The 26025-nt window shown below is 72.1% G+C and carries 24 protein-coding genes; 9 read left to right on the top strand and 15 right to left on the bottom strand.

Translation table 11 applies throughout. From position 1 onward, the window contains the following. Positions 1-11 precede the first annotated feature (11 nt). The 6 genes from ABD366_RS20480 to pdhA all read right to left on the bottom strand — a co-directional run bounded on the left by ABD366_RS20480 (position 12) and on the right by pdhA (position 7818). Positions 12-1109 (bottom strand): potassium channel family protein, encoded by a 1098-nt coding sequence (locus ABD366_RS20480; protein WP_324766192.1) that lies wholly within the window; start codon positions 1107-1109, stop codon positions 12-14. Continuing rightward, positions 1106-2977 carry a molybdopterin molybdotransferase MoeA gene (locus tag ABD366_RS20475; RefSeq protein WP_324766193.1) on the bottom strand — a complete coding sequence of 624 codons (1872 nt, stop codon included), beginning with the start codon at positions 2975-2977 and terminating at the stop codon, positions 1106-1108. Before ABD366_RS20475 ends, ABD366_RS20480 begins: the two co-directional genes overlap by 4 nt. Then, positions 2974-4113 carry a DUF6457 domain-containing protein gene (locus ABD366_RS20470; RefSeq protein ID WP_344442213.1) on the bottom strand — a complete coding sequence of 380 codons (1140 nt, stop codon included), beginning with the start codon at positions 4111-4113 and terminating at the stop codon, positions 2974-2976. Before ABD366_RS20470 ends, ABD366_RS20475 begins: the two co-directional genes overlap by 4 nt. A 72-nt stretch (positions 4114-4185) precedes the next feature. Beyond that, a complete protein-coding gene (locus ABD366_RS20465) occupies positions 4186-5643 on the bottom strand; it encodes a dihydrolipoamide acetyltransferase family protein (protein ID WP_324774539.1) in 1458 nt (485 codons plus the stop codon). 13 nt (positions 5644-5656) lie between these two features. Then, entirely contained in the window at positions 5657-6667 is a 1011-nt protein-coding gene (locus tag ABD366_RS20460; RefSeq protein WP_324774541.1) for an alpha-ketoacid dehydrogenase subunit beta, read from the bottom strand. After that, positions 6664-7818 (bottom strand): pyruvate dehydrogenase (acetyl-transferring) E1 component subunit alpha, encoded by a 1155-nt coding sequence (gene pdhA / locus ABD366_RS20455; protein WP_324774543.1) that lies wholly within the window; start codon positions 7816-7818, stop codon positions 6664-6666. Before pdhA ends, ABD366_RS20460 begins: the two co-directional genes overlap by 4 nt. 173 nt (positions 7819-7991) lie before the next feature. Between pdhA and ABD366_RS20450 the strand changes: the two genes are divergently transcribed. Continuing rightward, complete coding sequence (locus ABD366_RS20450) at positions 7992-8504, top strand: Lrp/AsnC family transcriptional regulator (RefSeq protein ID WP_324774544.1); 513 nt, start codon at positions 7992-7994, stop codon at positions 8502-8504. A gap of 58 nt (positions 8505-8562) precedes the next feature. On the opposite strand, the gene ABD366_RS20445 is transcribed toward ABD366_RS20450, so the two are convergent. Together ABD366_RS20445 and ABD366_RS20440 are read right to left on the bottom strand one after the other, a co-directional pair. Next, positions 8563-9189 (bottom strand): TetR/AcrR family transcriptional regulator, encoded by a 627-nt coding sequence (locus ABD366_RS20445; protein ID WP_324774546.1) that lies wholly within the window; start codon positions 9187-9189, stop codon positions 8563-8565. Next, a complete protein-coding gene (locus ABD366_RS20440) occupies positions 9186-10694 on the bottom strand; it encodes a 3-hydroxyacyl-CoA dehydrogenase (RefSeq protein WP_324774548.1) in 1509 nt (502 codons plus the stop codon). The genes ABD366_RS20445 and ABD366_RS20440 overlap by 4 nt, the downstream gene beginning before the upstream one ends. 213 nt (positions 10695-10907) lie before the next feature. Here ABD366_RS20440 and paaN point away from each other — a divergent pair, with 213 nt between their 5' ends. Beyond that, a complete protein-coding gene (paaN, locus tag ABD366_RS20435; protein ID WP_324774550.1) occupies positions 10908-12620 on the top strand; it encodes a phenylacetic acid degradation protein PaaN in 1713 nt (570 codons plus the stop codon). Between the two features lie 8 nt (positions 12621-12628). Here the strand turns inward: paaN and ABD366_RS20430 are convergent, their stop codons facing one another. From ABD366_RS20430 to ABD366_RS20420, 3 genes are read right to left on the bottom strand one after another with little or no spacing between them, the layout of a single operon-like run. Further along, positions 12629-13414: a TrmH family RNA methyltransferase gene (locus ABD366_RS20430; RefSeq protein ID WP_324774841.1), complete on the bottom strand. Its 786-nt coding sequence runs from the start codon at positions 13412-13414 to the stop codon at positions 12629-12631. 37 nt (positions 13415-13451) lie between these two features. Next, positions 13452-14693, bottom strand: coding sequence for an HTTM domain-containing protein (locus ABD366_RS20425; protein WP_324774552.1), 1242 nt, complete (start codon positions 14691-14693; stop codon positions 13452-13454). After that, positions 14690-15565, bottom strand: coding sequence for a DUF5819 family protein (locus ABD366_RS20420; protein WP_324774554.1), 876 nt, complete (start codon positions 15563-15565; stop codon positions 14690-14692). Before ABD366_RS20420 ends, ABD366_RS20425 begins: the two co-directional genes overlap by 4 nt. A 289-nt stretch (positions 15566-15854) precedes the next feature. Here ABD366_RS20420 and paaA point away from each other — a divergent pair, with 289 nt between their 5' ends. The 6 genes from paaA (at position 15855) to ABD366_RS20390 (ending at position 21203) form a co-directional block, all read left to right on the top strand. After that, positions 15855-17051 carry a 1,2-phenylacetyl-CoA epoxidase subunit PaaA gene (gene paaA, locus ABD366_RS20415; RefSeq protein WP_324774556.1) on the top strand — a complete coding sequence of 399 codons (1197 nt, stop codon included), beginning with the start codon at positions 15855-15857 and terminating at the stop codon, positions 17049-17051. Continuing rightward, the gene (gene paaB, locus ABD366_RS20410) at positions 17048-17365 is read left to right on the top strand and encodes a 1,2-phenylacetyl-CoA epoxidase subunit PaaB (RefSeq protein ID WP_324774558.1); all 318 of its coding nucleotides are present in this window, start codon (positions 17048-17050) and stop codon (positions 17363-17365) included. Before paaA ends, paaB begins: the two co-directional genes overlap by 4 nt. Continuing rightward, positions 17362-18168, top strand: a complete 807-nt coding sequence (paaC, locus tag ABD366_RS20405; protein ID WP_411293861.1) for a 1,2-phenylacetyl-CoA epoxidase subunit PaaC — start codon at positions 17362-17364, stop codon at positions 18166-18168. Before paaB ends, paaC begins: the two co-directional genes overlap by 4 nt. Continuing rightward, positions 18162-18716, top strand: a complete 555-nt coding sequence (gene paaD, locus ABD366_RS20400) for a 1,2-phenylacetyl-CoA epoxidase subunit PaaD (protein ID WP_324774560.1) — start codon at positions 18162-18164, stop codon at positions 18714-18716. The genes paaC and paaD overlap by 7 nt, the downstream gene beginning before the upstream one ends. After that, the gene (gene paaE / locus ABD366_RS20395; protein WP_324774562.1) at positions 18716-19795 is read left to right on the top strand and encodes a 1,2-phenylacetyl-CoA epoxidase subunit PaaE; all 1080 of its coding nucleotides are present in this window, start codon (positions 18716-18718) and stop codon (positions 19793-19795) included. Before paaD ends, paaE begins: the two co-directional genes overlap by 1 nt. Positions 19796-20048: 253 nt before the next feature. Continuing rightward, a complete protein-coding gene (locus tag ABD366_RS20390; RefSeq protein ID WP_324774564.1) occupies positions 20049-21203 on the top strand; it encodes an acyl-CoA dehydrogenase family protein in 1155 nt (384 codons plus the stop codon). An 88-nt stretch (positions 21204-21291) separates the two neighbouring features. Here the strand turns inward: ABD366_RS20390 and ABD366_RS20385 are convergent, their stop codons facing one another. From ABD366_RS20385 to ABD366_RS20370, 4 genes are all read right to left on the bottom strand, one after another. After that, the gene (locus ABD366_RS20385) at positions 21292-21639 is read right to left on the bottom strand and encodes a rhodanese-like domain-containing protein (RefSeq protein ID WP_324774566.1); all 348 of its coding nucleotides are present in this window, start codon (positions 21637-21639) and stop codon (positions 21292-21294) included. Between the two features lie 123 nt (positions 21640-21762). Further along, positions 21763-22590 (bottom strand): J domain-containing protein, encoded by an 828-nt coding sequence (locus tag ABD366_RS20380; RefSeq protein WP_324774568.1) that lies wholly within the window; start codon positions 22588-22590, stop codon positions 21763-21765. Between the two features lie 100 nt (positions 22591-22690). Further along, positions 22691-24100 (bottom strand): DUF2252 domain-containing protein, encoded by a 1410-nt coding sequence (locus ABD366_RS20375; protein WP_411293862.1) that lies wholly within the window; start codon positions 24098-24100, stop codon positions 22691-22693. Between the two features lie 600 nt (positions 24101-24700). Then, complete coding sequence (locus tag ABD366_RS20370) at positions 24701-25021, bottom strand: winged helix-turn-helix transcriptional regulator (protein WP_324774845.1); 321 nt, start codon at positions 25019-25021, stop codon at positions 24701-24703. A 219-nt stretch (positions 25022-25240) separates the two neighbouring features. Here ABD366_RS20370 and ABD366_RS20365 point away from each other — a divergent pair, with 219 nt between their 5' ends. Further along, the gene (locus ABD366_RS20365; RefSeq protein WP_324774572.1) at positions 25241-25894 is read left to right on the top strand and encodes an FMN-dependent NADH-azoreductase; all 654 of its coding nucleotides are present in this window, start codon (positions 25241-25243) and stop codon (positions 25892-25894) included. The last annotated feature ends 131 nt before the right edge of the window (positions 25895-26025 follow it).

Raw genomic sequence — 26025 nt, 5'->3', positions numbered from 1 at the left:
ACGCCGGCCCGTCAGTCCTGTGGCAGCGGCTTCGAGTCCGGGGCGACCTGCGTCGTCGGCGTGACCCGCACAATGGTGATGAGCCGGTCGGTCAACTGGAGCGTCCCGATGGCCTTGTCGTCGTAACCGAGCACGCGATGACCGCGTACGACGCTGACGACCAGGTCCTCCGTCTCCTTCGGCTGCAACCCGACCTCGGCCTTTATCACCGGGCGCTCGATCAGATCGAGACCGCTGCCCTTCTGGATGAGGTCTTCGAGAACCATGCCCGCGTGCGGGCTCAGCACCGACAGGCCGAGCAGCCGGCCCGCCGCACTGGCACTGGTGATCACCGCGTCGGCGCCGGACTGGCGCAGCAACTGCGCGTTCTCCTCCTCGCGCACGGCGGCCACGATCTTCGCGCTGCGGTTCAGCTGCCGCGCGGTGAGTGTGACCAGGACAGCCGTGTCGTCGCGCTGGGTGGCGATGATGATCTTCCGGGCCCGCTGCACCTCGGCACGCCACAGGACGTCGCTGCGGGTCGCGTCGCCCATGACACCCGCGTACCCGAGGCTGTTCGCCGCCTCGATGACCTTGCTGCTGGGGTCGACCACGACGACCTGCTCGGGCTTCAGACCGGTCGCGCAGACGGTCTCCACCGCGCTACGGCCCTTGGTGCCGAAGCCGATGACGACAGTGTGGTCACGCAAGTTGGACCTCCAGCGGTTCAGGCGCCATTCCTCCCGGGTCCGTTCGGTGAGGACTTCGAGCGTGGTGCCGACCAGGATGATCAGGAAGAGCACACGCAGCGGCGTGATGAGGAAGATGTTGGTGAGCCGCGCCCCGTCACTGACCGGCGTGATGTCGCCGTAGCCCGTGGTGGAGAGGGTGACGGTCGCGTAGTAGAAGGCGTCGAGGAGGTCGACGCTGCCGTCGGAGTTGTCGTTGTAGCCGACCCGGTCGAACCACACGAGGAGCGCGGTGAGGACGAGCACCGCGAGGGCCATCAGGACCCGGCGGGCGACCTGGCGCAGCGGACGCTCGACGATGCGCCGGGGGAGCTTCACCCGGTACGTCGTCGTTTTCTCGTCCGCTTGGCGCGCCATGGCGTCATGGCCGGCCAGTTTCACGTGAAACACCCTTCGTCGCCCGGGGAGTTGTCCGCTGTCTGCGTCCCGGACTGCGTGGTGGTCAGGGTCGCGGAGCCCATGGTGTCGTGCGGCGACTCGGCCCCGACGTTCGGGGGTGCTGCCTGGCGGGTCTCGTCCCCGAGGTGGCTCGGCGCAGCATTCCCGGCCGTGTGCCCGGTTGTGTGCCCGGCCGCGTTCCCCGCCGCGTTCCCCGTTGTCTTGAACGGGGAGGTGGAGACGCCGAGAGAGCCGCCCGTCGCCGGCCCCCAGGACCACGGCAGGTCGAGGATCTCGACCTCCTGCCCCTCCTGGGCGCCGCCGGGCGGCACGACCGCGAGGCCGTCCGAGGCGGCGATGCCACGCAGCATGGCCGGACCGTTGTAGTGCAGCGGCACCGCCCAGTCGTGCCCGCTGTCGCTGTCCTGGCGCATCACGACCGGGACGAGCCGGGTGTCGTACGGGTGCCCCTGGACGGAACTGTGCAGGGGTGCCCCGTACGGCGCCTCGTCCTCGGCCCGGCCCGAGAGGGCCCGCAGCAACGGCTCGGCGAGCGTGAGCAGCCCCGAGACGGCCGCCAGTGGATTGCCGGGCAGGCCTACGAGGTACTTCCCGTCCTTGATCCGGGCGAGCAGCATCGGGTGGCCGGGGCGCACCGCGACGCCGTCCACGAGCAGTTCGGCGTCGAGGGCGCGCAGCGTGGGGTGGACGTGGTCGACGGGGCCCGACGCGGTGCCGCCGGTGGTCACGACGAGGTCCGCCTTGGCCCCGCGGACCGCCTTGAGCAGGGCTTTGGCGTCGTCACCGATCCGGCGTACGGCGGTCACCTCGACGCCCAGGGCACGCAGCCAGTGCGGCAGCATCGGGCCGAGCGCGTCACGGATGAGGCCGTCGCGGGGGAGGCCCGAGGTCAGCAACTCGTCGCCCAGGACGAGTACCTCCGCCCGCGGTCGCGGGAAGACGGCCAGCTCGTCATAGCCGGCCGCGGCCGCGAGCCCGAGGACGGCGGGGGTGACCAGGCCGCCCGCGGGCAGCAGCAGGTCGCCGCTGCGGCACTCCTGGCCGCGCGGACGGATGTCCTGGCCGTGCGCGACGCGGCGCAGCGGGTGCAACTGGCCCTTGTCGTCGGTGTGCCCGTGCTCGCTGCGGATCACGGCGGTGGTGTCGGCCGGGATGCGCGCGCCGGTCGCGATCGTCGCGGCCTCGCCGTCGGCCAGGGACGCGGGCGAGGCGTGCCCGGCGAGGATCTTCTCGTCCCGCACCACCCAGGGGCCCGGCCCGGCCACGACCCAGCCGTCCATCGCGGACGTGTCGAAGGAGGGCAGGTCGGTGAGAGCGGTCAGCGGCGTGGCGAGTACGAGACCCAGTGCCTGGTCGAGGGGGACGCGGACGGCACCACGGGGGAGCGCACGCGTCCCTGCCGGGCCTTCCAGCAGGGACCTGAAGCCCTCGATGCCTTCGGCGCCCGCGACGGCCCCGATGCCCTTGGTGCCCATGGTGCCCTCGATGTTCGCAGGAAAGGGGGGGTCGGTATCCCGGTCCGGATCGACAGCGATGCGGGCCCGGTGCTCCGCGGCGCGGCGGCCGGCCTCACGGGCGAGGCGCCGGGCCGCGGGCCAGGACGTCGCCCGGTGGTGCTCGGCGGCCGGGGCGGGGGCCGGCGCCTGCGGGGCCCCGGCCTCTTGGGTCTGCCGCGGTCCGGGGGCAGGGGCGGCGGGGGCACCGCCGCTGCCGGGCCGGGGGCCGCGGCGGTTGTCGTTGGCCAGGGCGAGCGCCTCGTCGACGTCACCGTCCAGTCCGTTCGGCCCGTTCGATCCGCCCAGCCCGTTCAAGGGCGCGGCCTGCGCCGACCGCCCGTCGGGGCCGTTCATTGCGCGTCTCGTCCCGCGTCCGGCGCGGCGTCGCCGGGCTCGGTCGCCGACTCGGCTTCCTGCGCCCACCTGTTGGCGAGCGCGGCCGCCTTGGCCGCGGCGGCGGCGACCGCTTCGGGGCCGCCGCCCGCCCGCGCCGCCGCGTATCCGACGAGGAACGTCGTCAGGGGCGCCGCGGGACGGGCGACCCCGTGCGCGGCATCGCGGGCGAGGTCGAGCAGGAGGCCGGTGTCGACGTCCAGGTCGAGGCCCAGTTCGTCCTTGGCTGCGGAGATCCATTCATCCAACACGTGACCATGCTCCCTGATCCGTGACCGGGCGGCGGCGATGTCGTCCCAGGTGTCGCAGTCGAACGACGCGACGGGGTCGGTGATGCGGGTGAGCTTCAGGTTCCGGACGAGCAGGCGCAGGGGCAGCCCGGTGAGCGCCCCGTGCTCGGCGCGCAGCGCGTCCAGAACCCGGCGCAGGGCGGCCCTTCGGTACACCGCGACGAGAGGCTGATCGCGTCCGTCGCCGTCGGTGAGCAGCGCGCCGTCCACGCCGTGCGTGTCGTGCGTGTCGTGTGTGCCCTGCACGTCCTGCTTGCCGTGTGTGCCCTGCGTGTCGTGCGTGCCCTGCACGTCCTGCTTGCCGTGTGTGCCCTGCGTGTCGTGTGCGTCGTGTGCGTCGTGTGCGTCGTGTGCGTCGTGTGCGTCGTGTGCGTCGTGTGCGTCGCGCTCCCCGCTCACGTCCCGCGCCGGCCCAAGTGCATCAAGCAGCGTGCGAACAGTCTGTTCCCCGAGGAACGGCAGATCGGCGGAGAGCACGACGACGTACTCCGCCCGGGCCGGCGCGCCGGCACCCCGCGTCGGCGGCTCGGGCAGTGCTCCGACCCCGGCGTCCAGCGCGGCGAGGGGCCCACCGCCCGGCGGTTCCTCGCGCGCCCAGACGACAGGGAACGCGGTCGGCCGCGGCTCGGCGACCACGACGGTGGCGCGGGCCCCGGCACAGGCGGCGAGGACCCGGTCGAGCAGCGCGCGGCCACCGACCCGCACCCCGGGCTTGTCCACACCCCCGAGCCGCCGCGCGGCACCCCCGGCCAGGACGACGGCGTCGTGGGCGGGGGCGTCACGGATCGGCCCGGCGGCTGCGGTCATGCCCCGAGTATGGGCGTACGGGCGATCATTGCCACCCCCGCGGGGCGGTGCCGGGGGTGACGGATCGTGTGATCAGAGGGTGCGCAACAGCACCGCGGGTCGCTCCACGCAGTCCGCGACGAAGCGCAGGAAGCCGCCCGCCGTGCCGCCGTCGCACACCCGGTGGTCGAAGGTGAGGGACAGCTGCACCACCTGGCGGACCGCCAACTCGCCCTCGTGCACCCAGGGTTTGGGGGTGATCCGGCCGACTCCGAGCATGGCCGCCTCGGGGTGGTTGATGATCGGCGTGGAGCCGTCGACGCCGAACACCCCGTAGTTGTTCAACGTGAAGGTGCCACCGGTGAGTTCCCCGGGCGTCAGCGTCCCGTCCCGCGCCGCGTCGGTGAGCCGCTTGAACTCGGCGCTCAGCGACTCCGCCCCGCGCGCGTGGGCGTCCCGGACGACCGGCACGACCAGCCCGCGCGCGGTCTGCGCGGCGAACCCGAGGTGTACCTCGTCGAGCCGCACGATCTCGCGGCGCTCCGTGTCGACCGTGGCGTTGAGCTCCGGGTAACGGGCGAGGGCCGCCGTACAGATACGGGCGAGCAGCGCCAGAACGGAGATCTTCGGCCCGGCGGACGGGCCCGTGGCGGAGTTCATCGCCACGCGCGCGTGCATCAGCTCCGTGGCATCGGCGTCCACCCAACAGGTCGCGTCGGGTATCTCGCGACGGCTACGGGAGAGCTTGTCGGCGACGGCCCCGCGAATACCCCGCAACGGGGTGCGGTGGCCCTGCGGGGCGGCCACGGGGGCGGGGGCTTCGGCGGCCGGGGCAGCCACCTCGGTCCGGGCCGCGATGGCGCGCTCCACGTCCGTACGGAGGATGAGGCCCTCGGGCCCCGAGCCGACCACTTCTCGCAGGTCAAGCCCACAGTCCCGCGCAAGCTTGCGCACGATGGGAGAGATGACGGGCACGGGCCCACCGCTCCCGGCGGCCACGACCTCAACCGCAGCGTCCGGGGTCCGAACAGCTGCCGCCGAACCACCGGGTGCCCGCAGCGGCGCCGGGTCGGCGAGCCCACCAGGTGTCCTCGACGGCGCCGGGTCGGCGAGCCCCGGGCCGGCGAACACCGGCCCGGCTCCCTGACCGGCTCCCCCGGCGGTGAGCCCGCTCCGTACGCGCCTGCGTCGGGCCGGTGGAGCGGCCGTCCCGTATCCGACCAGCACGTTCCCCGAGCCCTCGGACGAGTCCGGCACAGCGCCCCCGGGCCCGTCCGGCACCACATCCCCGGCCGGGGGCTCCGTGGCGCCGACCGCCACGGTCAACAAGGGTGCTCCGACCGGCAGTTCGGACCCTTCCTCACCGAAGCGAGCCGTGACCACGCCGCCGTACGGGCACGGCACCTCGACCATCGCCTTGGCGGTCTCCACCTCGACGACGGGCTGGTCGACGGCGACCACATCGCCGACCGACACCAGCCACCGGACGATCTCCGCCTCGGTGAGTCCCTCCCCGAGGTCGGGCAGCTTGAACTCCAGAACCTGCGCCATCAGCCCGATCCCCTCACTGATCCCACTGGAGCCGCGCGACGGCGTCCAACACCCGGTCCACGCCGGGAAGATGGTGCCGCTCGAGCATCGGCGGCGGGTACGGAATGTCGAACCCGGCCACCCGCAGCACCGGCGCCTCCAGATGGTGGAAGCAGCGCTCGCTGACGCGCGCGGCGATCTCCCCGCCGGGCCCGCCGAAACCGCCGGACTCGTGCACGACCACCGCACGCCCGGTGCGGCGCACGGACGCGGCGACCGTCGCGTCGTCGAAGGGCACCAGCGAGCGCAGGTCGACCACTTCGAGGTCCCAGCCCTCCGCGCGGGCCGCCTCGGCCGCCTCCAGGCAGACGGGCAGGGACGGTCCGTACGTGATGAGCGTGGCACTGGTCCCGGGGCGGCGGACCACTGCCGTGCCTATGGGCTCAACGTCCGCGGGCCGCTCGGGGTTCCAGGAATCCTTCGCCCAATAGAGCCGCTTGGGCTCCAGGAACACCACCGGGTCGTCGGAGGCGATCGACTGCCGCAGCAGCCCGTACGCGTCCGCGACGGTCGCGGGCGTGACGACGGTCAGACCCGGCGTCGCCATGTAGTACGCCTCGGAGGAGTCGCTGTGGTGCTCCACGCCACCGATGCCGCCCCCGTAGGGCACCCGTACGGTGATGGGCAGCGGCATGGCTCCCTGCGTACGGTTGCGCATCCGCGCGACGTGCGAGATCAGCTGCTCGAAGGCGGGGTACGCGAACGCGTCGAACTGCATCTCCACGACCGGCCGCAGCCCGTACATCGCCATGCCGACGGCGGTGCCGAGGATGCCGGCCTCCGCGAGCGGCGTGTCCGTACAGCGGTCCTCGCCGAACTCCTTGGCGAGCCCGTCGGTGACGCGGAAGACGCCGCCGAGCGCGCCCACGTCCTCGCCCATGACGTGCACGGCCGGGTCCTCGGCCATGGAGTCCCGCAGCGCGCGCCCGAGGGCCTGCGCCATGGTGGCCGGTCTCACGGCCGACCTGTCGGCGACAGTGGTCATGACCGGCCTCCTTCGGACATCTCCGCCTCGGCGTCGAGCTCGGCCCGCAGTTGCTCGGCCTGCTCGCGCAGTTGCGACGTCTGCTCTGCGTACACGTGGGTGAAGAGATCCATCGGGTCGAGCGCCGGGTCCTGGTTCATGTGCTCCCGCAAGGCGGCCGCCATCGTCTCGGCTTCGTCACGCACGGCCTGTATGCCGGCCTCGTCCATCAGTCCGCGCCGCGTCAGTTCCCGCTCCAGGAGCAGGACCGGGTCGTGCCCGCGCCACGCGTCGACCTCGGACTCGCTGCGGTAGCGGGTGGCGTCGTCCGCGTTCGTGTGCGCGTCCATCCGGTAGGTGACGGCCTCGATCAGCGTCGGGCCCCTGCCCCCACGCGCGCGTGCCACGGCGTCGGAGAGGACCTCGTGCATCGCCACCGCGTCGTTCCCGTCGACCAGGCGGCCCGGCATCCCGTACCCGACGGCCTTGTGGGCCAGGGACGGCGCCGCGGTCTGCTTGGCCAGCGGCACGGAGATGGCGTACCCGTTGTTCTGTACGAGGAAGACGACGGGCGCCTGCCACACGGCCGCGAAGTTCAGCGCCTCGTGGAAGTCGCCCTCGCTCGTCCCGCCGTCGCCGACCATGGCGAGCGCCACCACGTCGTCGCCCTTGAGCCGTGCGGCATGGGCGAGGCCCACCGCGTGCGGCAATTGGGTCGCGAGGGGGGTGCACAGGGGCGCGATGCGGTGCTCGCGCGGGTCGTACCCCGTGTGCCGGTCGCCGCGCAGCAGCGTCAGTGCCTGGACCGGGTCGAGGCCGCGGGCCACGGCGGCGAGGGTGTCGCGGTAGCTGGGGAAGAGCCAGTCGCGCTCCTCCAGGGCGAGCGCGGCGGCGACCTCGGCCGCCTCCTGGCCGGTCGTCGAGGGGTAGACGGCGAGGCGGCCCTGCTTGGTCAGGGCTGTCGCCTGCGCGTTGAACCTGCGCCCGCGCACCACCTCCGCGTACAGCCGGCGCAGCAGCTCCGGCTCGACCCGGTCGGCGCCGACGGTCCCCAGGACCCGGTAGGGCTCCGCGTCGGGCAGCAGCGGCGCGGGGTCCGTGCGGGGCTGCCAGGCGGGCGGCGGCGTGGGTGCGCCGGCGCGGTGGGCGCCCCGCTGCTCCGTGACCGTCATGACGGCACCTCCTCGTGGGAGCGGCTTCGACGGCGCCTCGGTGTGATGCGCCTCACCTACCGATTGTTCGGTCGTCGGCACATTTTGGCTACAGGCACCTTCAGGCTGTGGACAAACGGTTCTCCACAGCCTGTGATGAACGCAGTACGTCCATGGTAGGGAGGTGGGGGCAGATGGCATCTGAACAAATGGCCGACGGCTCCGGAGGCCGGGACCCCGGCGGGTACGACCCCTCGGTCCGGCCGCTGGACGCCATCGACCGGGACATCCTGCAGATGCTGCGGAAGGACGGCCGGGCGTCGATACGCTCCGTCGCCGAGCGCGTCCATGTGTCCCGGGCGAACGCCTACTCCCGCATCAACCGCCTCATCGACGACGGCGTGATCCGCGGTTTCGGGGCCCGCGTCGACCACGAGAGAGCCGGCCAGGGCGCGTCCGCGTACATCACGCTCAAGATCGTCCAGAACTCCTGGCGCACGGTCCGCGACCAGTTGCGCCGGATGCCGGAGGCCGCGCACATCGCGCTGGTCAGCGGCGCTTTCGACGTCCTGATCCTGGTGCACACCCAGGACAACCGCGCGCTGCGCGAGCTGGTCCTCACCAAACTCCAGGCCATCCCCGAGGTGCTCGGCACCCGGACGCTGCTGGTCTTCGAGGAGGAGGACCTGGGGCCGGACGGCCCGTAGGACGCGCTCGTCTCTTGCTGCGCGCCGTCTTCGGGGGCGCGCCGTCTTCGGGGGCGCGTCAGCCCTCCTTGCGCAACCCTCCGAACACCAGCTTCACGACCGCGTCGGCCACTTCACGGTCCCGCAGACCGCCCCCGTCGGGCCGGTACCACTCCGCCACGGAGTTGATCATTCCGAAGACGAGCCGGGTGGCGAGGCGCACCGGTATGTCACCGCGTACGTCCCCGTCGGCGGCGGCCGCCCTGAGGAGCTCGGCGACCTGGTGGTCGAACTCTCTGCGCCGCTCCATGGCCCAGCGTTCGGTGTCGGTGTTGCCGCGCACGCGCAACAGCAGAGTCACATAGGGCAGTTCGCCGGTCAGCACCTCGACCATGCGCCGCGTGACGTACTCCAGGCGCTCCACCGCGCGTCCCACGCGCGCGGGTTCCTCGCCGAGGATGCCGAAGAGGCCGTCGAGCGCGCGGCTGACGGCGCGGCGCAACAGCTCCTCCTTTCCCGTCACGTGGTGGTAGATCGAGGACTTGGAGATGCCGGCGGCCTTGGAGAGGTGCTCCATGGACGTGCCGTCGTAGCCGCGCTCGTTGAAGACCCTGACCGCGACCGCGAGCAGGGTGTCGGGCGTGTAGGTGTCGCGTCGTGGGCCGGTGTCGCGTCGTGCGCCGGTGTCGCGTCGTGCGGTGGTCATGCGGAGCCCTCCCGCTTCTCGGGGGCGTACGAATGGCGGTAGAGCGCCAGGGACGGCACGTAGCGGCCCGAGGGGTCGCGCAGATGCAGATCGTCGAGGAGGTCGTACGCCCAGTTCTTGCCGAGCTTGCGGCTCCATTCGAAGGGACCCAGCGGGTAGTTGACCCCGAGCCGCATCGCGGTGTCGACGTCCTCCTCGGTGGCCACGCCCTTGGCGACGGCGTCATGAGCCAGGTCGATGATGCGCGCCACGGTGCGGGCGACGATCATGCCGGGCACGTCCCCGATGACGCTGACGTCCTTGCCGAGAGCCTGGAAGAGCCCGACGGCCTCCCTCATGGTGCGCTGGTTCGCGTCCTGGGCGGCGGCGAGCGCGATGCGGGTGGCAGCGCGGTAGTCGAGCGCGAGGTCGAAGTAGACGACGTCCCGGTACTCGATGGACGTCTGCCCGTCCGCCATGGCCAGCTGGCCACCGCTGGGCAGCACCAGGCGGGTGCCGTTGTCCTCGTCCTCCTCGCGCACCTCGATGCCCGCCTCCCGGATGAGAGCGAGCAACTCGCGCGCGGGGCCGAGGTCGCCTTCCGCGACTACATAAGCGGGCCTTTCGCCGGGCGCCGCCGTGTGCGGTTCGGGACGCTCCTCGCCGTCCCCGTACGCGTACCAGCCCTGGCCCGCCTTACGGCCGAGATGTCCCGCCTCGACCAGGCGGCGCTGGGCCAGCGAGGGGCGGAACTTCACATCCTGGAAGAAGCCTTCCCACACGGAGCGCGTCACTGCCTCGTTGACGTCCTGGCCGATGAGGTCGGTCAGTTCGAAGGCACCCATCTTGAAGCCGCCGCTCTCGCGCAGTACGGCGTCGATCGTGGCGGGGTCGGCGCCCTGGTCCTCGTAGACGGCGAACGCTTCCGCGTAGAAGGGGCGAGCGATCCGGTTGACCAGGAAGCCGGGCATGTCGGCGCAGGCCACCGGGGTCTTGCCCCAGGCGCGGGCGGTCTCGTACGCGCGCGTGGCCGCGGTGACGTCGGTGGCGGAGCCGGAGACGACCTCCACCAGGGGCAGCAGCGGCGCCGGGTTGAAGAAGTGCAGACCCACGAAGCGGCCGGGCACCCGCAGCGCTCCGCCGATGGCCGTCACGGACAGGGACGACGTGTTCGTGGCGAGCAGACAGTCGTCCGCGACGATGTCCTCCAGGTCGCGCAGCAACTGTTGTTTGACGTCCAGTTGCTCCAGGACCGCCTCGATGACGAGGGCTGCGTCCGCCAGCTCGTCGAGCGTCTGCGCGGGCGCGAGGCGGGCGCGGGCGGCCGCGCACTCCTCGGCGCTCATGCGCCCCTTCTCCACCAGCCGGTCGAGGCGGGAGGCGATCGACTCGGCGGCGGTCCGTGCCCGCCCGTGCACGGCGTCGTACAGCCGGACGGGGTGCCCCGCGACCAGAGCGACCTGGGCGATGCCCTGGCCCATGGTGCCGGTGCCGACCACGCCGACAAGGCGGTCATGTGCTGTCATGCGCGCGATCCTTCCGCATGCAGCCGCGTTTCAGGCCGCCGGGGCCCATCGGGTCGGTTTTCCACAGGTTCCACGCACCCTCTTGTCCCGACCGATCGTTCGGTTACTCTAACTCCCACGGTTATTCCCTGCCCAGCCCTGTCCAGTCCCGTCCAGTCCCGCCCAGCTCGCCGGCTCGACGAGGAGCCGCCGCCCAGGAGGAGTTGGTCCGCCATGGCCGCCGCCGAACGCACCGCGCACGATCTGATCGCCAAGCACCGGCCGACGCTCGACCAGGCGCTGGAAGCGATCCGCACGCGCGCGTACTGGTCCCCGCACCCCGAGCACCCCAAGGCCTACGGGGAGGAGCGGAGCCTGAGCGCCGCCGAGGGCAAGGCCGCCTTCGACGCACTGCTCGGCACCCGCCTGGACCTCGGCCAGGCCGGCACGGACGGCTTCGTCGGCGGCGAGGTCTCGCCGTACGGGATCGAGCTGGGGATCACCTATCCGCACGCCGACATCGACGCCTTGCTGCCGTCCATGCGCGCGGGCATGCGCGCATGGCGCGAGGCGGGCGCCGAGGTGCGCGCGGCGGTGTGCCTGGAGATCCTGGCCCGGATCAGCGCGCGCACGCACGAGTTCGCGCACGCCGTCATGCACACCAGCGGCCAGGCCTTCATGATGGCCTTCCAGGCGGGCGGCCCGCACGCGCAGGACCGCGGCCTCGAAGCGGTGGCGTACGCGTACGCGGAGCAGGTCCGCACGCCTCGGGCGGCGCAGTGGTCCAAGCCTCAGGGCAAGCGCGACCCCTTGGTCCTGGACAAGGAGTTCACCCCGGTCGGGCGCGGCATCGCGCTGCTGATCGGCTGCAACACGTTCCCTACGTGGAACGGGTATCCGGGCCTGTTCGCCTCCTTGGCGACGGGTAACCCGGTTCTGGTGAAGCCGCACCCGCGCGCGGTGCTGCCCCTCGCACTCACCGTGCGGGTGGCCCGCGACGTCCTGGCCGAGGCGGGCTTCGCCCCGGAACTGGTGGCGCTCGCGGCCGAGCGGGACGGTGAGGGCATCGCCAAGACGCTGGCCGTACGCCCGGAAGTCAAGATCATCGACTACACGGGGTCGACCGCCTTCGGTGACTGGCTCGAGACGCACGCCCGCCAGGCGCAGGTGTACACGGAGAAGGCCGGCGTCAACACGGTCGTGATCGACGGGACGGACAACTACAAGGGCATGCTGGCCAATCTGGCCTTCTCGCTGTCCCTGTACAGCGGCCAGATGTGCACGACCCCGCAGAATCTGCTGGTGCCGCGCGAGGGCATCGCCACCGACCAGGGCGCCAAGTCCTACGACGAGGTCGTCGCGGACCTCGCCCGGTCGGTCGACGGCCTGCTCGGAGACGACGCCCGGGCGAACGGGCTGCTGGGCGCGCTGGTCAACCCGGACGTGAAGTCCCGCCTGGAGGCGGCCCCCGGGCTCGGTGAGGTCGCGCTGCCGTCGAGGCAGGTCACCCACCCGGAGTTCCCGGACGCCGTCGTGCGCACCCCGGTGATCGTGAAGCTGGACGGCGCACGGAAGTTCTGGGAGGCGGCCGACGCGGAGGCCGCCTACATGAGCGAGTGCTTCGGACCCGTCTCCTTCGCCGTGGCCGTCGACTCCACGCAGGACGCGGTGGAGCTGCTGCGGCGCACGGTGCGCGAGAAGGGCGCGATGACCGTCGGCGCGTACACCACCTCCCAAGAGGTGACCGAGGCCGTCGAGGAGGTCTGTCTGGAGGAGTGCGCGCAGCTCTCGCTCAACCTGACAGGCGGCGTGTACGTGAACCAGACGGCGGCGTTCTCCGACTTCCACGGCTCGGGTGGCAACCCCGCGGCGAACGCGGCCCTGTGCGACGCCGCGTTCGTGGCGAACCGCTTCCGGGTGGTGGAGGTGCGCCGGGAGGCCGTCTGAGCCTCTGCCTACGGCGCGTTCGTGCTGTGCGCGCTCCAGTGGAAGAGCGTCATGCCGACGCTGGTGGCCAGGTTGTAGCTGGAGACCTGGGGCCGCATCGGCAGGGACACCAACTGGTCGGCTCGTGCGCGCAGTTCAGCTGAGAGGCCGTTGCGCTCGGACCCGAAGGCGAGCAGGGCGTCGTCGGGCAGCTTCAGGCCGCGGATGTCCGCGCCCTCGGGGCCGAGCGCGTACAGCGGGCCACGAGGCAGCTCGTCGGCCCCCAGCCGCTCCACGGCGGTCGCGAAGTGCAGCCCGGCCCCGCCCCGTACGACGGTGGGGTGCCAGGGGTCGAGGCTGCCGGTCGTGACGACGCCCGCGGCGCCGTACCCGGCGGCCAGGCGGATGACGGCGCCCGCGTTCCCGAGGTTGCGCGGGTTGTCGAGGACGACGACAGGTGTAGTACGCCCCTCGCGCCTCAGAGCGGCGAGATGGTCGGCGCGGGCGGGACGCCCGGCGAGGGCGGCGACCCCGGTGGGATGCAGCCGCGGCACGAGAGCCCGTAGGACGTCCTGCTCGACCTCCACGAGAAGCTTGTCCAGGTCCGCGACGACGTCGGGGGCGAGATCGGCGGCCAGGGCGAGCACGGCCGCGCGGTCCACAGCGAGCGCGACGGGTACGTCGGCGCCGAACCGTACGGCGTGCTTGAGCGCGTGGAAGCCGTCCAGCAGCACCGCCGCGTCGGCCTGGCGCCGCCAGGCCCGCACGGCGCCCTCGGGCCCGCCGTCCGACCCGCCGTCCGCCCGGTCGTCCATGGACCTGTCCGTGCTCGTCCCGCTCATGGCAGAAAGCCTACGTGCGTGCCGTGGGCGTCCTCGCCGCCATCGGTTCGACCTCCTGCGCCGGCCGCGGGCCGGGCACCTCCGTACTCTGCTTGCCGGGAAAAGCGCGGCTACGCGCGCGTGCCGCCCACCTGCCGAGCCGTCGCAGGAAGGAAGTCGGCAGGAACACCGCGTCGGCTGCGATCATCGCGAGCGAGAAGAAGGGCAGCCCGAGCACCACGGCGATGACCGCGTGCTCCAGCATCATGAACACCAGCAGGACGTTCTTCATGCGGCGGTTGAAGACCGTGAACGGGAAGGCGACCTGAACGGCGACCGTCCCGTACGTCACCAGCAGCACCATCGGCCCGTACGCGCTCAGCAGGTCGGCGAGGGCGGGCCAGGGCGAGAAGTAGTCCAGGTGCAGCGGGTAGTAGACCGCGGTGCCGTCCTGCCAGCGGCTGCCCTGGATCTTGTACCAGCCCGCGGTCGCGTAGATCAGACACGCCTCGACCATGATCACCAGCAGGGCCGCGTTGTGCACGAGGTTGGCGACGACGTCGCACAGCAGACGCGGATCGCCGGACGCGGCACGGCGGTTGACGTACCACCACACTCCCTGAGCGGCCCACAGCACCCAGAAGAGCAGCAGCCAGCCGCCGCTCACGTCGCCCGTGAACGTGACCGCCGCGAGCGCGAGGCCCACGACCCACCACAGGACCATCCCGCCACGGTCCTCGGCCGCCGGTCCTCCGAGAGTCTTTTGCGCGGCACGCGCGCGTGCCGCGCGTCGTGCGTCCAGGGACCACACCTGACCGCAGCGGGTGAAGACCAGGTAGATCGACATGAGGTGGATGACGTTGTCGCCGCCGTCCCCGACGAAGATGCTGCGGTTCTGCAGGGACAGCACGCCGATCATGAACAGCACCGACATGGCGCGGGTGTGCCAGCCCAGCATCAGCAGGACGGAAGCCAGCACGGCCACTATGTAGACGCATTCGAACCATGCCTGGCTGTCGGACCACATCAACGCGGTGAAGGCGTGGTTGTCCGCGATGAGCTGCTGCGCCAGATCCCAGCTCCACGGCCCGTTCGGCCCGTACAACTCCTGCCGGTGCGGGAACTCGCGCAGCAGGAACAACAGCCAGGTCAGCGAGAACCCGATGCGGATCACGGCGCTCTGATAGCGGCCCAGCGGGGACGCGGTGATCCGCTGGAGGCCGGCGCGCACCTTCTTCTCCAGGCGCTCCGACTGCTCGTCGATACGGCTCATCGGGCACCGCCCGTCGCGGCCTCGACCCGCAGATGCGTGCCGCTGTCGAGCGACGCGTCCCGCGACGTCACCGTCCACCAGGGCACCTGCCGGTAGAACGGCTTCTGGTTCACCTTCTCGTCACTCCACTTCGGAGGCTCGACCACGGTCGACCGCGAACGGACCTGGACGCGCTCGACGATGTCCCCGGCACCGGCCACGTCGAGCCGGTCGAGGCGCAGAACGAGGACGCGTCGCAGGTACTGCTCGGAGAGCGTCCCGCGCAAGCCGTTCGGCCGGTTCTGGGTGTCGTGCGTGGACACGTAGATGTCCCAGGCGCGGCGCAGTTCGTTCTGCTGGGTGTGGCTGGGCAGCAGGTTCCCGTCGATGGCGGCGCCGTCCTGGCCGGACAGGTCGTACCAGCGCGTGGTGCGCAGTTCGCCGCCGGGCACGCGGACCTCGGCCCGCGCCTGGACCGCGACGTTCTGCTGGAGCGGGTTCGGGGCGAACAGCTTCCAGTTCTGCTCGAACTCGGGATAGATCCATGCCTCGACCTGGGCACTGTGCCGCTTGGACAGCGTGTTCGACGGCGCTACGTGCAGGAACACCATGAGGATGTGGACACCGGCGACGACGGCGACACCCGCGAGGGCCAGCGCCGCGATCATCCGGTAGCCGGGGGAGAGCGCCGTGATGCCCCGGCGCTCGGCCGGTGCGCTTCCGTCGTGCGCCTCGGCCGCGTCGCTTCCGTCCGACGCCTCGGCCGCGTCGCTTCCGTCCGACGCCCCAGCCGCATCGGTCGGCGCTGTGCCGGACGGGTCCGGTGGTGCGGGAGTCGCCTCCTGTGGCCTGCACCGGGCGGCCTCGTCCGCGGCGCCTGCTTCCGTCTCCATCGGTGTTCCCCGTTTCCCCGGTCCCGTAGTTCCCCTGGCCCGTCCCGCCCGGCCACCCGGCGGCGAACCGATTCCGCGCCGATCCGCGCCACGGGTGCGGCGCACGGGCACGGTACTGGGGAGCGGCCGCTCGGCACAGCTGCCCGAGGTTATCCACAGGCTCGGCGGCTCAGGGTTGACACCCTACGGCGCCACGTCCCACCATTGAATCCGACGAACCGAACGATCGGTCGGGAGCGGACCAGCGTCCGGCCGGGATTCGGGCAGCCAAGGTCGAGGGGGACCGGGAATGGCGACAGCAGCACCGCACCAGCAGACAGCCGGGACGGACGCGGACCGCACCGCCGCGTTCCAGACCGCGTTCGACGCCGCCGTGGCGGCGGACGAGCGGATCGAGCCCCGCGACTGGATGCCGGACGCCTATCGCGCGACGCTGGTCCGTCAGATCGCCCAGCACGCCCACTCCGAGATCATCGGCATGCAGCCGGAGGCCAACTGGATCACGCGCGCGCCCTCCCTGCGCCGCAAGGCGATCCTGATGGCGAAGGTGCAGGACGAGGCGGGGCACGGGCTGTATCTCTACAGCGCGGCCGAGACCCTCGGCACGAGCCGCGACGAGCTCCTCGACAAGCTGCACAGCGGCCGCCAGAAGTACTCCTCGATCTTCAACTATCCGACGCTGACCTGGGCCGACGTGGGCGCGATCGGCTGGCTGGTGGACGGCGCGGCGATCACGAACCAGGTGCCGCTGTGCCGCTGCTCCTACGGCCCGTACGCCCGCGCGATGGTCCGCGTCTGCAAGGAGGAGTCCTTCCACCAGCGGCAGGGGTACGAGCTTCTGCTCGCGCTCAGTCGCGGCACCGAGGCCCAGCACGCGATGGCGCAGGACGCCGTGGACCGCTGGTGGTGGCCGTCCCTCATGATGTTCGGCCCGCCCGACGACGAGTCGGCGCACTCCGCGCAATCCATGGAGTGGAAGATCAAGCGCCACTCGAACGACGAACTGCGCCAACGCTTCGTCGACATCTGCGTCCCCCAGGCCGAGTCCCTCGGTCTGACGCTCCCCGACCCGGAGCTGAAGTGGAACGAGGAGCGCGGGGAGCACGACTTCGGGCCCATCGACTGGACGGAGTTCCGCGAGGTCCTGCGGGGCAACGGGCCGTGCAACGAACAGCGCATCACCCAGCGCAGGCGCGCCCACGACGAGGGCGCCTGGGTGCGCGAGGCCGCCGCGGCACACGCGGCCAAGCAGGCCCTGCAGGCCGAGCAGGCCATGCAGGCCGAGCAGGCCATGCAGGCCGAGCAGGCCATGCAGGCCGAGCAGGCCGAGCAGGCCGATCAGGCCGATCAGGCCGAGCAGGCCGAGCAGGCCGATCAGGCCGAGCAGGCCGATCAGGCCGAGCAGGCCGATCAGGCCGAGCAGGCCGATCAGGCCGATCAGGCCGATCAGGCCACGGCAGCGACTCCAGAAGGCAGGGCCGCATGAGCGACACCCCGACCCCGAAGGCGCACGGAGGCAGCCAGGGCTGGCCCCTGTGGGAGGTCTTCGTGCGCTCCCGGCGCGGCCTGTCCCACACGCACGCCGGCAGCCTGCACGCCCCGGACGCGGAGCTGGCGCTGCGCAACGCGCGGGATCTCTACACCCGCCGCGGCGAGGGCGTCTCCCTGTGGGTCGTGCCGTCCACCGCGATCACCGCCTCGTCCCCGGACGAGAAGGACCCGTTCTTCGAGCCGGCCGCCGACAAGCCGTACCGCCACCCGACGTTCTACGAGATCCCCGACGGGGTGAAGCACCTGTGACCGCCGCTCACGAAGCACTCAGCCCCACGGGCACCCCCGACACCCCCGACACCCTCGGCACCCCTGACGCCCTCGGCACTCCCGACACCCTCGGCACCGCCGGCTCCGCGGCGCTCGCCCTCGGTGACGACGCCCTGGTCCTCTCGCACCGCCTCGGCGAGTGGGCGGGACACGCCCCGGTCCTGGAGGAGGAGGTCGCCCTGGCGAACATCGCACTCGACCTGCTCGGCCAGGCCCGCCTCCTCCTGTCCATGGTCGGCGACGAGGACGAGCTGGCGTATCTGCGCGAGGAGCGCGCCTTCCGCAACCTCCAGCTGGTCGAGCAGCCGAACGGGGACTTCGCCCACACCATCGCCCGCCAGCTCTACTTCTCCACCTACCAGCAGCTCCTGTACGGCCTGCTGGCCGACGGCGACAGCGAGTTCGCCCCGCTCGCCGCGAAAGCCGTCAAGGAGGTCGCCTACCACCAGGACCACGCCCGGCAGTGGACCCTGCGCCTAGGTGACGGCACCGAAGAGAGCCACACCCGTATGCAGCGTGCGGTCGACGCGCTGTGGCGCTTCACCGGCGAGATGTTCCAGCCCCTCCCCGGCCTCGACGTCGACGAGGCCGGGATGCGGACCCGTTGGACGGCAGCCGTGACCGACGTCCTGCGCCAGGCCACCCTGACCGTCCCCGACGGCCCCCAGACCGGGGCCTGGCGCGCCGGGGCCGGACGCCAGGGCCTGCACACCGAGCCGTTCGGCCGCATGCTCGCCGAGATGCAGCACCTGCACCGCAGCCACCCGGGGGCGTCATGGTGACCCTCGCCCGCGACCGGGAGACGCCCCTCGAAGCGGAGTTGCGCAGACTGGCCGGCTCCGTGCCCGACCCCGAGCTGCCCGTGCTGAGCCTGGAGGAGCTGGGCGTCCTGCGCGCCGTGCACACACAAGGCCCCGGCCGCGTCGAGGTCGAGCTGAGCCCCACGTACACGGGGTGCCCCGCGATCGAGGCGATGGCGAGCGACATAGAGCGCGTCCTGCACGAGCACGGCATCCCCGAGGTCACCGTCCGCACCGTGCTGGCACCCGCCTGGTCCACGGACGACATCACGCCCGAAGGCCGCCGCAAGCTGCGGGAGTTCGGCATAGCGCCGCCCCGCACCACGCGCCCGGCCGCCGGCCCCGTCGCCCTGGCCCTCGGACCGACCCGGCACCTGCCCGGCCCGGCGGCGGACGCGGCTCCGCTCACCTGCCCGCACTGCGGCTCGACCGACACCGAACTGCTCAGCCGGTTCTCCTCCACCGCCTGCAAAGCCCTGCGCCGCTGCCTGTCCTGCCGTGAGCCCTTCGACCACTTCAAGGAGTTGTGATGGCTGAAGGAGGGGGAAGGGCCCGCTTCCACCGGCTCCGCGTCACCGCCGTCGACCGGCTCACCGACGACGCCGTAGCCCTCACGTTCACCGTGCCCCCGGAGCTGCGTGAGGCCTATCGCCACGCGCCGGGTCAGCACCTCGCCCTGCGCCGCACCACGGACGGCGAGGAGATCCGCCGTACGTACTCGATCTGCTCCGCGGTCCCGGCCGATGAGGCACCGCGGACCCTGCGGGTCGGAGTCCGCCTGGTCGACGGTGGCGCTTTCTCGACGTACGCGCACAAAGAGATCGCCGTCGGCGACGAGCTGGAGGCGATGACCCCCGCCGGGCGCTTCACCCTCGACCCGGCGCCCGGCCATTACGCCGCGGTGGTCGGTGGCAGCGGCATCACCCCGGTCCTGTCCATCGCCACGACGCTGCTGGAGCGCGCACCCGGAGCCCGGTTCTGCCTGATACGCAGCGACCGCACGGCCGCCTCGACGATGTTCCTGGAGGAGGTGGCCGACCTCAAGGACCGCTATCCCGACCGGTTCCAGCTCGTCACCGTCCTCTCCCGGGAGGAGCAGCAGGCCGGCCTCGCCTCGGGCCGGCTCGACCAGGAGCGGCTGGCGACGCTGCTGCCCGCGCTGCTGCCGGTGGACACGGTCGCGGGGTGGTTCCTGTGCGGTCCGTACGGTCTGGTGCAGGGTACGGAGCGAGCACTGCGCGCCCTGGGAGTGCGGCGCGAGCGCATCCACGAGGAGATCTTCCACGTGGACGACGGGCCCGAGCCGATCCGTGCCACGGCTCCGGCGCCCGTGCACAGCACGGTGACCGCGCAGCTCGACGGCCGCTCGGGCACCTGGCCGGTCGGGGACGGCGAATCCCTGCTGGAGACGGTGCTGCGGAACCGGCCGGACGCGCCCTACGCCTGCAAGGGCGGCGTCTGCGGGACCTGCCGCGCCTTCCTCGTCTCGGGCTCCGTACGGATGGACCGGAACTTCGCGCTCGAGCCGGAGGAGACCGAGGCGGGTTACGTACTGGCCTGTCAGTCCCATCCGGCCACGGAGAAGGTGGAGGTGGACTTCGACCGCTGAACCCCGGCCACCGCTGAACCCCGGCCACCAAGACCATGGGCCAGGCCTATTCCGTCCCTACCCCGTCCCTGCCCCGTCCCTACCCCGCCCCTGCTCCGCCCCCGCTCCGCTTCTGTTCCCTTCTCATAGAACATGTTCTATCTTGACGCCCCGTCAGATCGTGAACAGGCGCAGAGAACGCAGGCACAGAGAACGCAGGGACAGAGAACGCAGGGACAGACCGCAGGCGCAGAGGGAACGGGAGGACAGCCCGGTGGACTTCACCTTCTCCGAGGAGCAGCAGGCGGCCGTCGAGGCGGCCAGGGCGGTGTTCACACCGGTCGCCCCCGACGGGGTACCCAGCCCCGCACTCACCTCCGGGGCCGTGGCCGACGACTTCGACCGCACCCTGTGGGCCAAGGCCGCCGACGCCGATCTGCTGAGCCTGCTGGTCGCACCGGAGCACGGCGGCGCGGGCCTGGACGCCGTCGCGCTCTGCCTCGTACTGCGCGAGGCGGCGAAGGTCCTGGCCCGGATACCGCTGCTCGAACACAGCGCGGCCATCGCGGCCGTACAGGCCCACGGCCGTGAGGAGTTGAGGCGGACGCTCCTGTCCGGCGCGGGGCGCGGCGAACTCGTCCTGACCGTCGCCTCGGCCGGCCGCACGGGACACGACGCGGCCGATCTCGCGGTCAGCGCCCGCCGCGAGCCCGACACGGCGGACGGGGCCTGGGTCCTGGACGGCGTCCAGACAGCGGTCCCCTGGGCACTGAACGCCGACCGGATCGTCGTGCCCGCTCACACCACCGAGGGCGCCACCGTGCTCGCGGTGCTGCCGGGCCCGGCCGTCGACCTACCGGGGCGCACCTTCGCCGAGCAGATCTCGACGAACGGCGAGCGCCTGGCCGAACTGCACCTCGACGGCGTGCGCGTCCCCCCGCACGCCATCATCGACTCCCCCGCGGCCTGGCCCCTGCTGCACGACCTGCTCACCACCGGCACCTGCGCGCTCGCGCTGGGTCTGGGCGAAGGCGTCCTGAAGATGACCAGCGACTACGCGAGCACGCGCGAACAGTTCGGGTATCCGATCGCCACGTTCCAAGCGGTCGCCGTGCAGGCCGCCGACCGGTACATCGACCTGCGCGCGATGGAGGCCACCCTGTGGCAGGCCGCCTGGCGACTGAGCAGCGACGCCACCGGACCGCTGCCGCTCGCCGGGGACGTGGCGGTCGCCAAGACCTGGGCGTCCGACGGCGTACGGCGCATCGTGCAGACCGCCCAGCACCTGCACGGCGGCTTCGGCGCGGACACGGACTATCCCCTGCACCGCTACCACGCCTGGGCCAAACACCTGGAGCTCTCACTCGGCCCGGCCGCCGCCCACGAGGAGATACTCGGCGACCTCCTTGCCGCCCACCCCTTGGGCTGACCCGGCCGCCCCGACTGACCCGGCCGCCCCGACTGACCCGGCCGCTCCGACTGACCCGGCTGACCCGGCTGACCTGCGAGGAAACCGCTCAGAGTACGGAGCCCGGCTGCCCGTTGTCGTCCACGACGGGCCGCCCGGCCGCTTCCCACGCCTGCATGCCACCGGCCACGTTCACCGCGTCGAGGCCCTGCTGCACCAGATACTGCGTCACCTGCGCGGAACGGCCGCCGACCCGGCAGACCACGTTGACCCGGCCGTCCTGCGGTGCCACCTCCGTCAACTCGCCGTAGCGGGCGACGAATTCGCTCATCGGGATGTGCAGCGCACCTGCGGCGTGACCCGCCTGCCACTCGTCGTCCTCACGGACGTCGAGGAGGAAGTCGTCCGCCTTGAGCTCGTCGACACCGACCGTGGGCACACCAGAACCGAAAACCATGTCCCTGACGCTACCCGACCGCTCCCCCCACTCCACGCCGGGAAGCGATCAGCCGCCTCAGCCTGAGGAAGCAGTCGGCCGCCTGAGGAAGCAGTCGGCCGCCTCAGGAAGCAGTCGGCTGCCTCAGGAAGCGTTCAGCCGCTCCAGTTCGGCCTCGCGCTCGGCGACCTGCGCGAGCAGCTGCTCGGCGATCTCGTCGAGGAGCGTGTCCGGGTCCTCCGGCGCCATCCGGAGCATCGCGCCGATCGCGCTCTCCTCCAGCTCCTGCGCCACCGCGGCCAACAGTTCCTTGCGCTGCGACAGCCACTCGAGGCGCGCGTACAGCTCCTCGCTCTCGGTCGGCTGCCGCTCGGGCGGCACAGGACCCGCCGCCCACTCCTCGGCCAGCTCCCGCAGCAGCACCTCGTCACCGCGCCCGTACGCCGCGTTCACCCGCGCGATGAACTCGTCGCGCCGGCCCCGCTCCTCGTCGTCCTGCGCCAGATCCGGGTGCGACTTGCGGACCAGCTCCCGGTAGAGCTTGCGGGCCTCGTCGCTGGGGCGTACCCGCTGCGGCGGCCGCACCGACTGCTCGGTCAGCATCGCGGCGGCCTCCGGAAACAGCCCGTCCCCGTCCATCCACCCGTGGAACAGCTCCTCGACACCCGGCATCGGCATGACCCGCGCCCGCGCCTCGTCCGCCTTGCGCCGGTCCTCCGGATCACCGGTGCGCGTCGCTGTCGCCTCGGCGATCAACGCCTCCAGCTCATCGAGGCGCGTGTACATCGGCCCGAGCTTCTGGTGGTGCAGCCGGGAGAAGTTCTCCACCTCGACCCGGAACGTCTCCACCGCGATCTCGAACTCGATCAGCGCCTGCTCGGCAGCGCGCACCGCCCGCTCGAGGCGTGCCTCGGGCCGCTCCCGAGACTGCTCCTCCGGTTGCTCTGCCACATCGGTCTCCGGGGTCGTCACCCGTCCAGCCTAGGGCACGCGCTTCCGGCCGCCCCGAACCGTGAGCGGTACGGCCTCCCCGCCCCCACCGGCCCCGGCTCACACGCCGGCCCCCAGCCGCTCAGACCCCCGTCTCCGCCGCGATCCGTCCCTCCCGTACGGCCCGCACCAGCTCCCCGTGATCGGCCTCGGTCTGGTCCGCGTAGGTCACCGCAAAGGACGCCACGGCCTCGTCCAGCTCCTCGTTCTTGCCGCAGTACCCGGCGATCCGCCGCGGATCGGCGCTGTGCGCGTGGGCACGGGCGAGCAGCGCGCCCGTCATCCGCGCGTAGTCGTCGACCTGGTCGGCGGCGAGCTCGGCCGGGTCGACGCTGCCCTTGCGGTTCCTGAACTGCCTCACCTGGAAGGGCCGTTCATCGACCGTCGTCCAGCCGAGGAGGATGTCGCTGACCACCTGAATCCGCTTCTGCCCGAGCACCACGCGCCGCCCCTCGTGCTCGACGGCATCCGCCTTGAAGCCGACGGCCGGCAGATGCGGCAGCAGCGCGGACGGACGCGCCTCCTTCACTTGCAGCACGAGCGGCTCACCCCGATGGTCGAGCAGCAGCACCACATACGACCGGCTGCCGACGCTTCCGGTGCCGACGACGCGGAACGCCACGTCGTGGATCGCGTACCGCGCGAGCAGTGGCAGCCGGTCCGGCGACAGGGTCTCCAGATACGCGGAGAGCGAGGCGGCGACGGCCTCGGCCTCCGCGTCGGGTATCCCGTGCAGCACCGGGGGCGCGGCCACGAACCGCCGTCCGCCGTCCTCGACGGCTTCCGTGGACCTGGCGGCGAAGCGCCCGCTGGTGTTGTGCCGCGCCTTCTCGGAGACCCGCTCCAGCGTGCCGACCAGGTCCTGGGCATCGGTGTGGGAGACGAGCTCCTCGTCCGCGATCGCGTTCCACGCGTCGAGGGCGGGCAGTTTGGCCAGCAGCCGCATCGTGCGCCGGTAGGCGCCCGCCGCGTCGTGGGCCGCCTCCCGGCAGGCGTCCTCGTCCGCGCCTGCCTCGCGCCCGGCGAGCACGAGCGAGGCGGCGAGCCGCTTGAGGTCCCATTCCCAGGGTCCGTGCACCGTCTCGTCGAAGTCGTTCAGGTCGATGACGAGGCCGCCGCGCGCATCGCCGTACAACCCGAAGTTGCCGGCATGGGCGTCGCCGCATATCTGGGCGCCGATGCCGGTCAGCGGTGTGTGCACCAGGTCGTGCGCCATCAGCCCGGCACAGCCGCGCAGGAAGGCGAAGGGGGTCGCGGCCATGCGCCCGACGCGTATCGGGGTCAGTTCGGCGATCCGGCCCTCGTTGCCCAGCTCGACGGCACGAACGGCGTCCGGCCGGTCCGCGCTCACCGTGAACTCGGCGTGCGAGGCCCTCGGCACCCGCTGCCGTACCGCCTTGCCCGCGGCCTTGGGCGACGGCTCCGCACCACCCGGCCCGGCCCCGGCCCGCCCCGCGAACCCGGCCACCCGCGGCAACCCCCGCCCAGCCACCCCGGCGCCACCCTGCCCTACAGGCCCATCCGCACCGGCCGCACCGGCCGCACCGGCCGCACCGGACCCCGCAGGCCCCGCCAATCCCGCCGGTCCCGCCGATGCCGATTCCGCCGATGCCGATTCCGCCGGCTCGGCACCGCTCTGCCGCACCGCCCTCGCCACCGCCTCGCCGACTCCGGGCTCTCCCATGCCGCTCGCCTCCCCGTCCCTGACCCCGTCCGCGTACCACCCACGGCCCGTCCCCGGCCCATACGAGACCCCGCACGGGACTCCGCACAAGACCCCATACGAGACCCCGCACAAGACCTCGCCAGCGACCACCTACGGGTCCCATCCGAGACCCCGCACGAGACCGCATCCGAGACCCCGCACAAGACCACATCCGAACCACGTACGCCCCGCATACGCAGGCCCCGTTCCAGAAGCCCGGCCGACCGGTCACGACCGTACCGCCGACCGGAAAACTCCGTCAGAGCCTGTGGAAAACCCGCCGCCTGTGCACAACTCGGGGCCCGAACCGCCAGCCCCGGAACCGACCCCCAGCTACTCCACTACCAGCAACCCCGAGATTCCCACCGCCCCCAGAACCCCCGCCCCCTACCGCCGGAACTCCTCCGGACACGTCCCGCCCTCGGCCCCCAGATATTTCTCGGCCCACGCCCCGAGCTCCGCCAGCGAAGGCTCCAGCGCCGACCCCGCCCTGGTGAGCCGGTACGAGACGCGCAGCGGCGGCCCCTCGTCGACCTGGCGCACGACGAGCCCGGCGGTGCCCAACTCGGTGAGCCGGTCGGACAGCATGCGCTCACTGATCCCGGGGATGGCCCGGCGCAGGTCCGCGAAGTGCACGGGCCCATGCATCAGGACCGCCACGATCAACCCGGTCCAGCGCTTCCCCAGCAGCCCGAAGACACGTGTCATGCCGATGTCGACCCCGGTGCACGCCTGGGGTCCGGAAGCGACTCCGTCTCCCGCACCCGTCCGGTCCGCCGCCGACCCGTTCGTCTCTGCCCCACTGCCCGCCATGCCCCCAGAGTACTGCGCTCTCGTACGGGGGTGAGAAAAAGTAAGTCCCTGTGCTATTACTAGTTACATACTGAACTGCACCCCGATCTCAGCCGATCTCAGCGGGAGACACCCATGGCAACGCTGCTGCACCTCGATTCGTCCGTCTTCTCCGGCTCGGCCTCGGCCTCGCGCACCGTTACGGACGCGTTCCGCACGTCGTGGCAGGAGCAGCACCCCGGGGGCACGGTCATCTACCGGGACCTGGCCGCGGAGCCGGTGCCCCACATCACCGCCGACGCCCACCTCGCCGGTTTCACCGACCCGGCCACGCACACGCCCGAGCAGAGCGCCGCCTTCGCCGCGCGCATAGGGCTCATCGAGGAGCTGGAGCGGGCGGACGCCGTCCTGATCGGCGCCCCCATGTACAACTTCGCGATTCCGTCGACGCTGAAGGCGTGGCTGGACAACGTGATCCTGATGGGCCGTACCGCGGGCGTGGAGGCCTCGCCCGTGAAAGGCACGCCGGTCACGGTCGTCGCCAGCCGCGGCGGCTCGTACGCGCCGGGCACCCCGCGCGCGGGCATGGACCACGTACAGAACTTCCTGGAGGCGGTCCTGCGCGACGGGCTCGGCCTGGAGGTCGAGTTCATCGTCCCCGAGCTGACCATGGCCCCGAGCAATCCGGCCATGTCCGAGCTGATCCCGCTCTACGAGGCCTCGCGCGAGGCGGCGCTCGAGTCCGCCCACGCGAAGGCCAAGGAGCTGGCCGCGCGCTTCGCGGCATGAAGGTGACATAAACCACAGGGCGCCGCCGGGACACCCACCGCGGCGCCCTTCGTGCACCCGTCCCGCGAGAACCACAGGGGCACCACGCAAGCGCTGCGCCGGCACCGCACCGCCAACGCAAAAGCCCCGCA

This window comes from Streptomyces kunmingensis (genome assembly GCF_039533535.1).
In the GTDB taxonomy this organism is placed as follows: Bacteria; Actinomycetota; Actinomycetes; order Streptomycetales; family Streptomycetaceae; genus Streptomyces; species Streptomyces kunmingensis.
The sequence above is the reverse complement of the archived record's forward strand: the minus strand, read 5'-3'. Positions and strand labels throughout refer to the sequence as shown.

What these genes read in the sequence shown, in the direction of transcription:
- ABD366_RS20440 (WP_324774548.1), bottom strand. Translation starts at nt 10,694, where the DNA reads ATGACAGCACATGACCGCCTTGTCGGCGTGGTCGGCACCGGCACCATG.
- pdhA (WP_324774543.1), bottom strand. Translation starts at nt 7,818, where the DNA reads ATGACGGTCACGGAGCAGCGGGGCGCCCACCGCGCCGGCGCACCCACG.
- ABD366_RS20430 (WP_324774841.1), bottom strand. Translation starts at nt 13,414, where the DNA reads ATGGACGACCGGGCGGACGGCGGGTCGGACGGCGGGCCCGAGGGCGCC.
- paaN (WP_324774550.1), top strand. Translation starts at nt 10,908, where the DNA reads ATGGCCGCCGCCGAACGCACCGCGCACGATCTGATCGCCAAGCACCGG.
- ABD366_RS20460 (WP_324774541.1), bottom strand. Translation starts at nt 6,667, where the DNA reads ATGACCACTGTCGCCGACAGGTCGGCCGTGAGACCGGCCACCATGGCG.
- ABD366_RS20475 (WP_324766193.1), bottom strand. Translation starts at nt 2,977, where the DNA reads ATGAACGGCCCCGACGGGCGGTCGGCGCAGGCCGCGCCCTTGAACGGG.
- paaD (WP_324774560.1), top strand. Translation starts at nt 18,162, where the DNA reads ATGGTGACCCTCGCCCGCGACCGGGAGACGCCCCTCGAAGCGGAGTTG.
- paaA (WP_324774556.1), top strand. Translation starts at nt 15,855, where the DNA reads ATGGCGACAGCAGCACCGCACCAGCAGACAGCCGGGACGGACGCGGAC.
- ABD366_RS20450 (WP_324774544.1), top strand. Translation starts at nt 7,992, where the DNA reads ATGGCATCTGAACAAATGGCCGACGGCTCCGGAGGCCGGGACCCCGGC.
- ABD366_RS20420 (WP_324774554.1), bottom strand. Translation starts at nt 15,565, where the DNA reads ATGGAGACGGAAGCAGGCGCCGCGGACGAGGCCGCCCGGTGCAGGCCA.
- ABD366_RS20385 (WP_324774566.1), bottom strand. Translation starts at nt 21,639, where the DNA reads ATGGTTTTCGGTTCTGGTGTGCCCACGGTCGGTGTCGACGAGCTCAAG.
- paaB (WP_324774558.1), top strand. Translation starts at nt 17,048, where the DNA reads ATGAGCGACACCCCGACCCCGAAGGCGCACGGAGGCAGCCAGGGCTGG.
- ABD366_RS20470 (WP_344442213.1), bottom strand. Translation starts at nt 4,113, where the DNA reads ATGACCGCAGCCGCCGGGCCGATCCGTGACGCCCCCGCCCACGACGCC.
- ABD366_RS20425 (WP_324774552.1), bottom strand. Translation starts at nt 14,693, where the DNA reads ATGAGCCGTATCGACGAGCAGTCGGAGCGCCTGGAGAAGAAGGTGCGC.
- ABD366_RS20370 (WP_324774845.1), bottom strand. Translation starts at nt 25,021, where the DNA reads ATGACACGTGTCTTCGGGCTGCTGGGGAAGCGCTGGACCGGGTTGATC.
- ABD366_RS20365 (WP_324774572.1), top strand. Translation starts at nt 25,241, where the DNA reads ATGGCAACGCTGCTGCACCTCGATTCGTCCGTCTTCTCCGGCTCGGCC.
- ABD366_RS20445 (WP_324774546.1), bottom strand. Translation starts at nt 9,189, where the DNA reads ATGACCACCGCACGACGCGACACCGGCGCACGACGCGACACCGGCCCA.
- ABD366_RS20465 (WP_324774539.1), bottom strand. Translation starts at nt 5,643, where the DNA reads ATGGCGCAGGTTCTGGAGTTCAAGCTGCCCGACCTCGGGGAGGGACTC.
- paaE (WP_324774562.1), top strand. Translation starts at nt 18,716, where the DNA reads ATGGCTGAAGGAGGGGGAAGGGCCCGCTTCCACCGGCTCCGCGTCACC.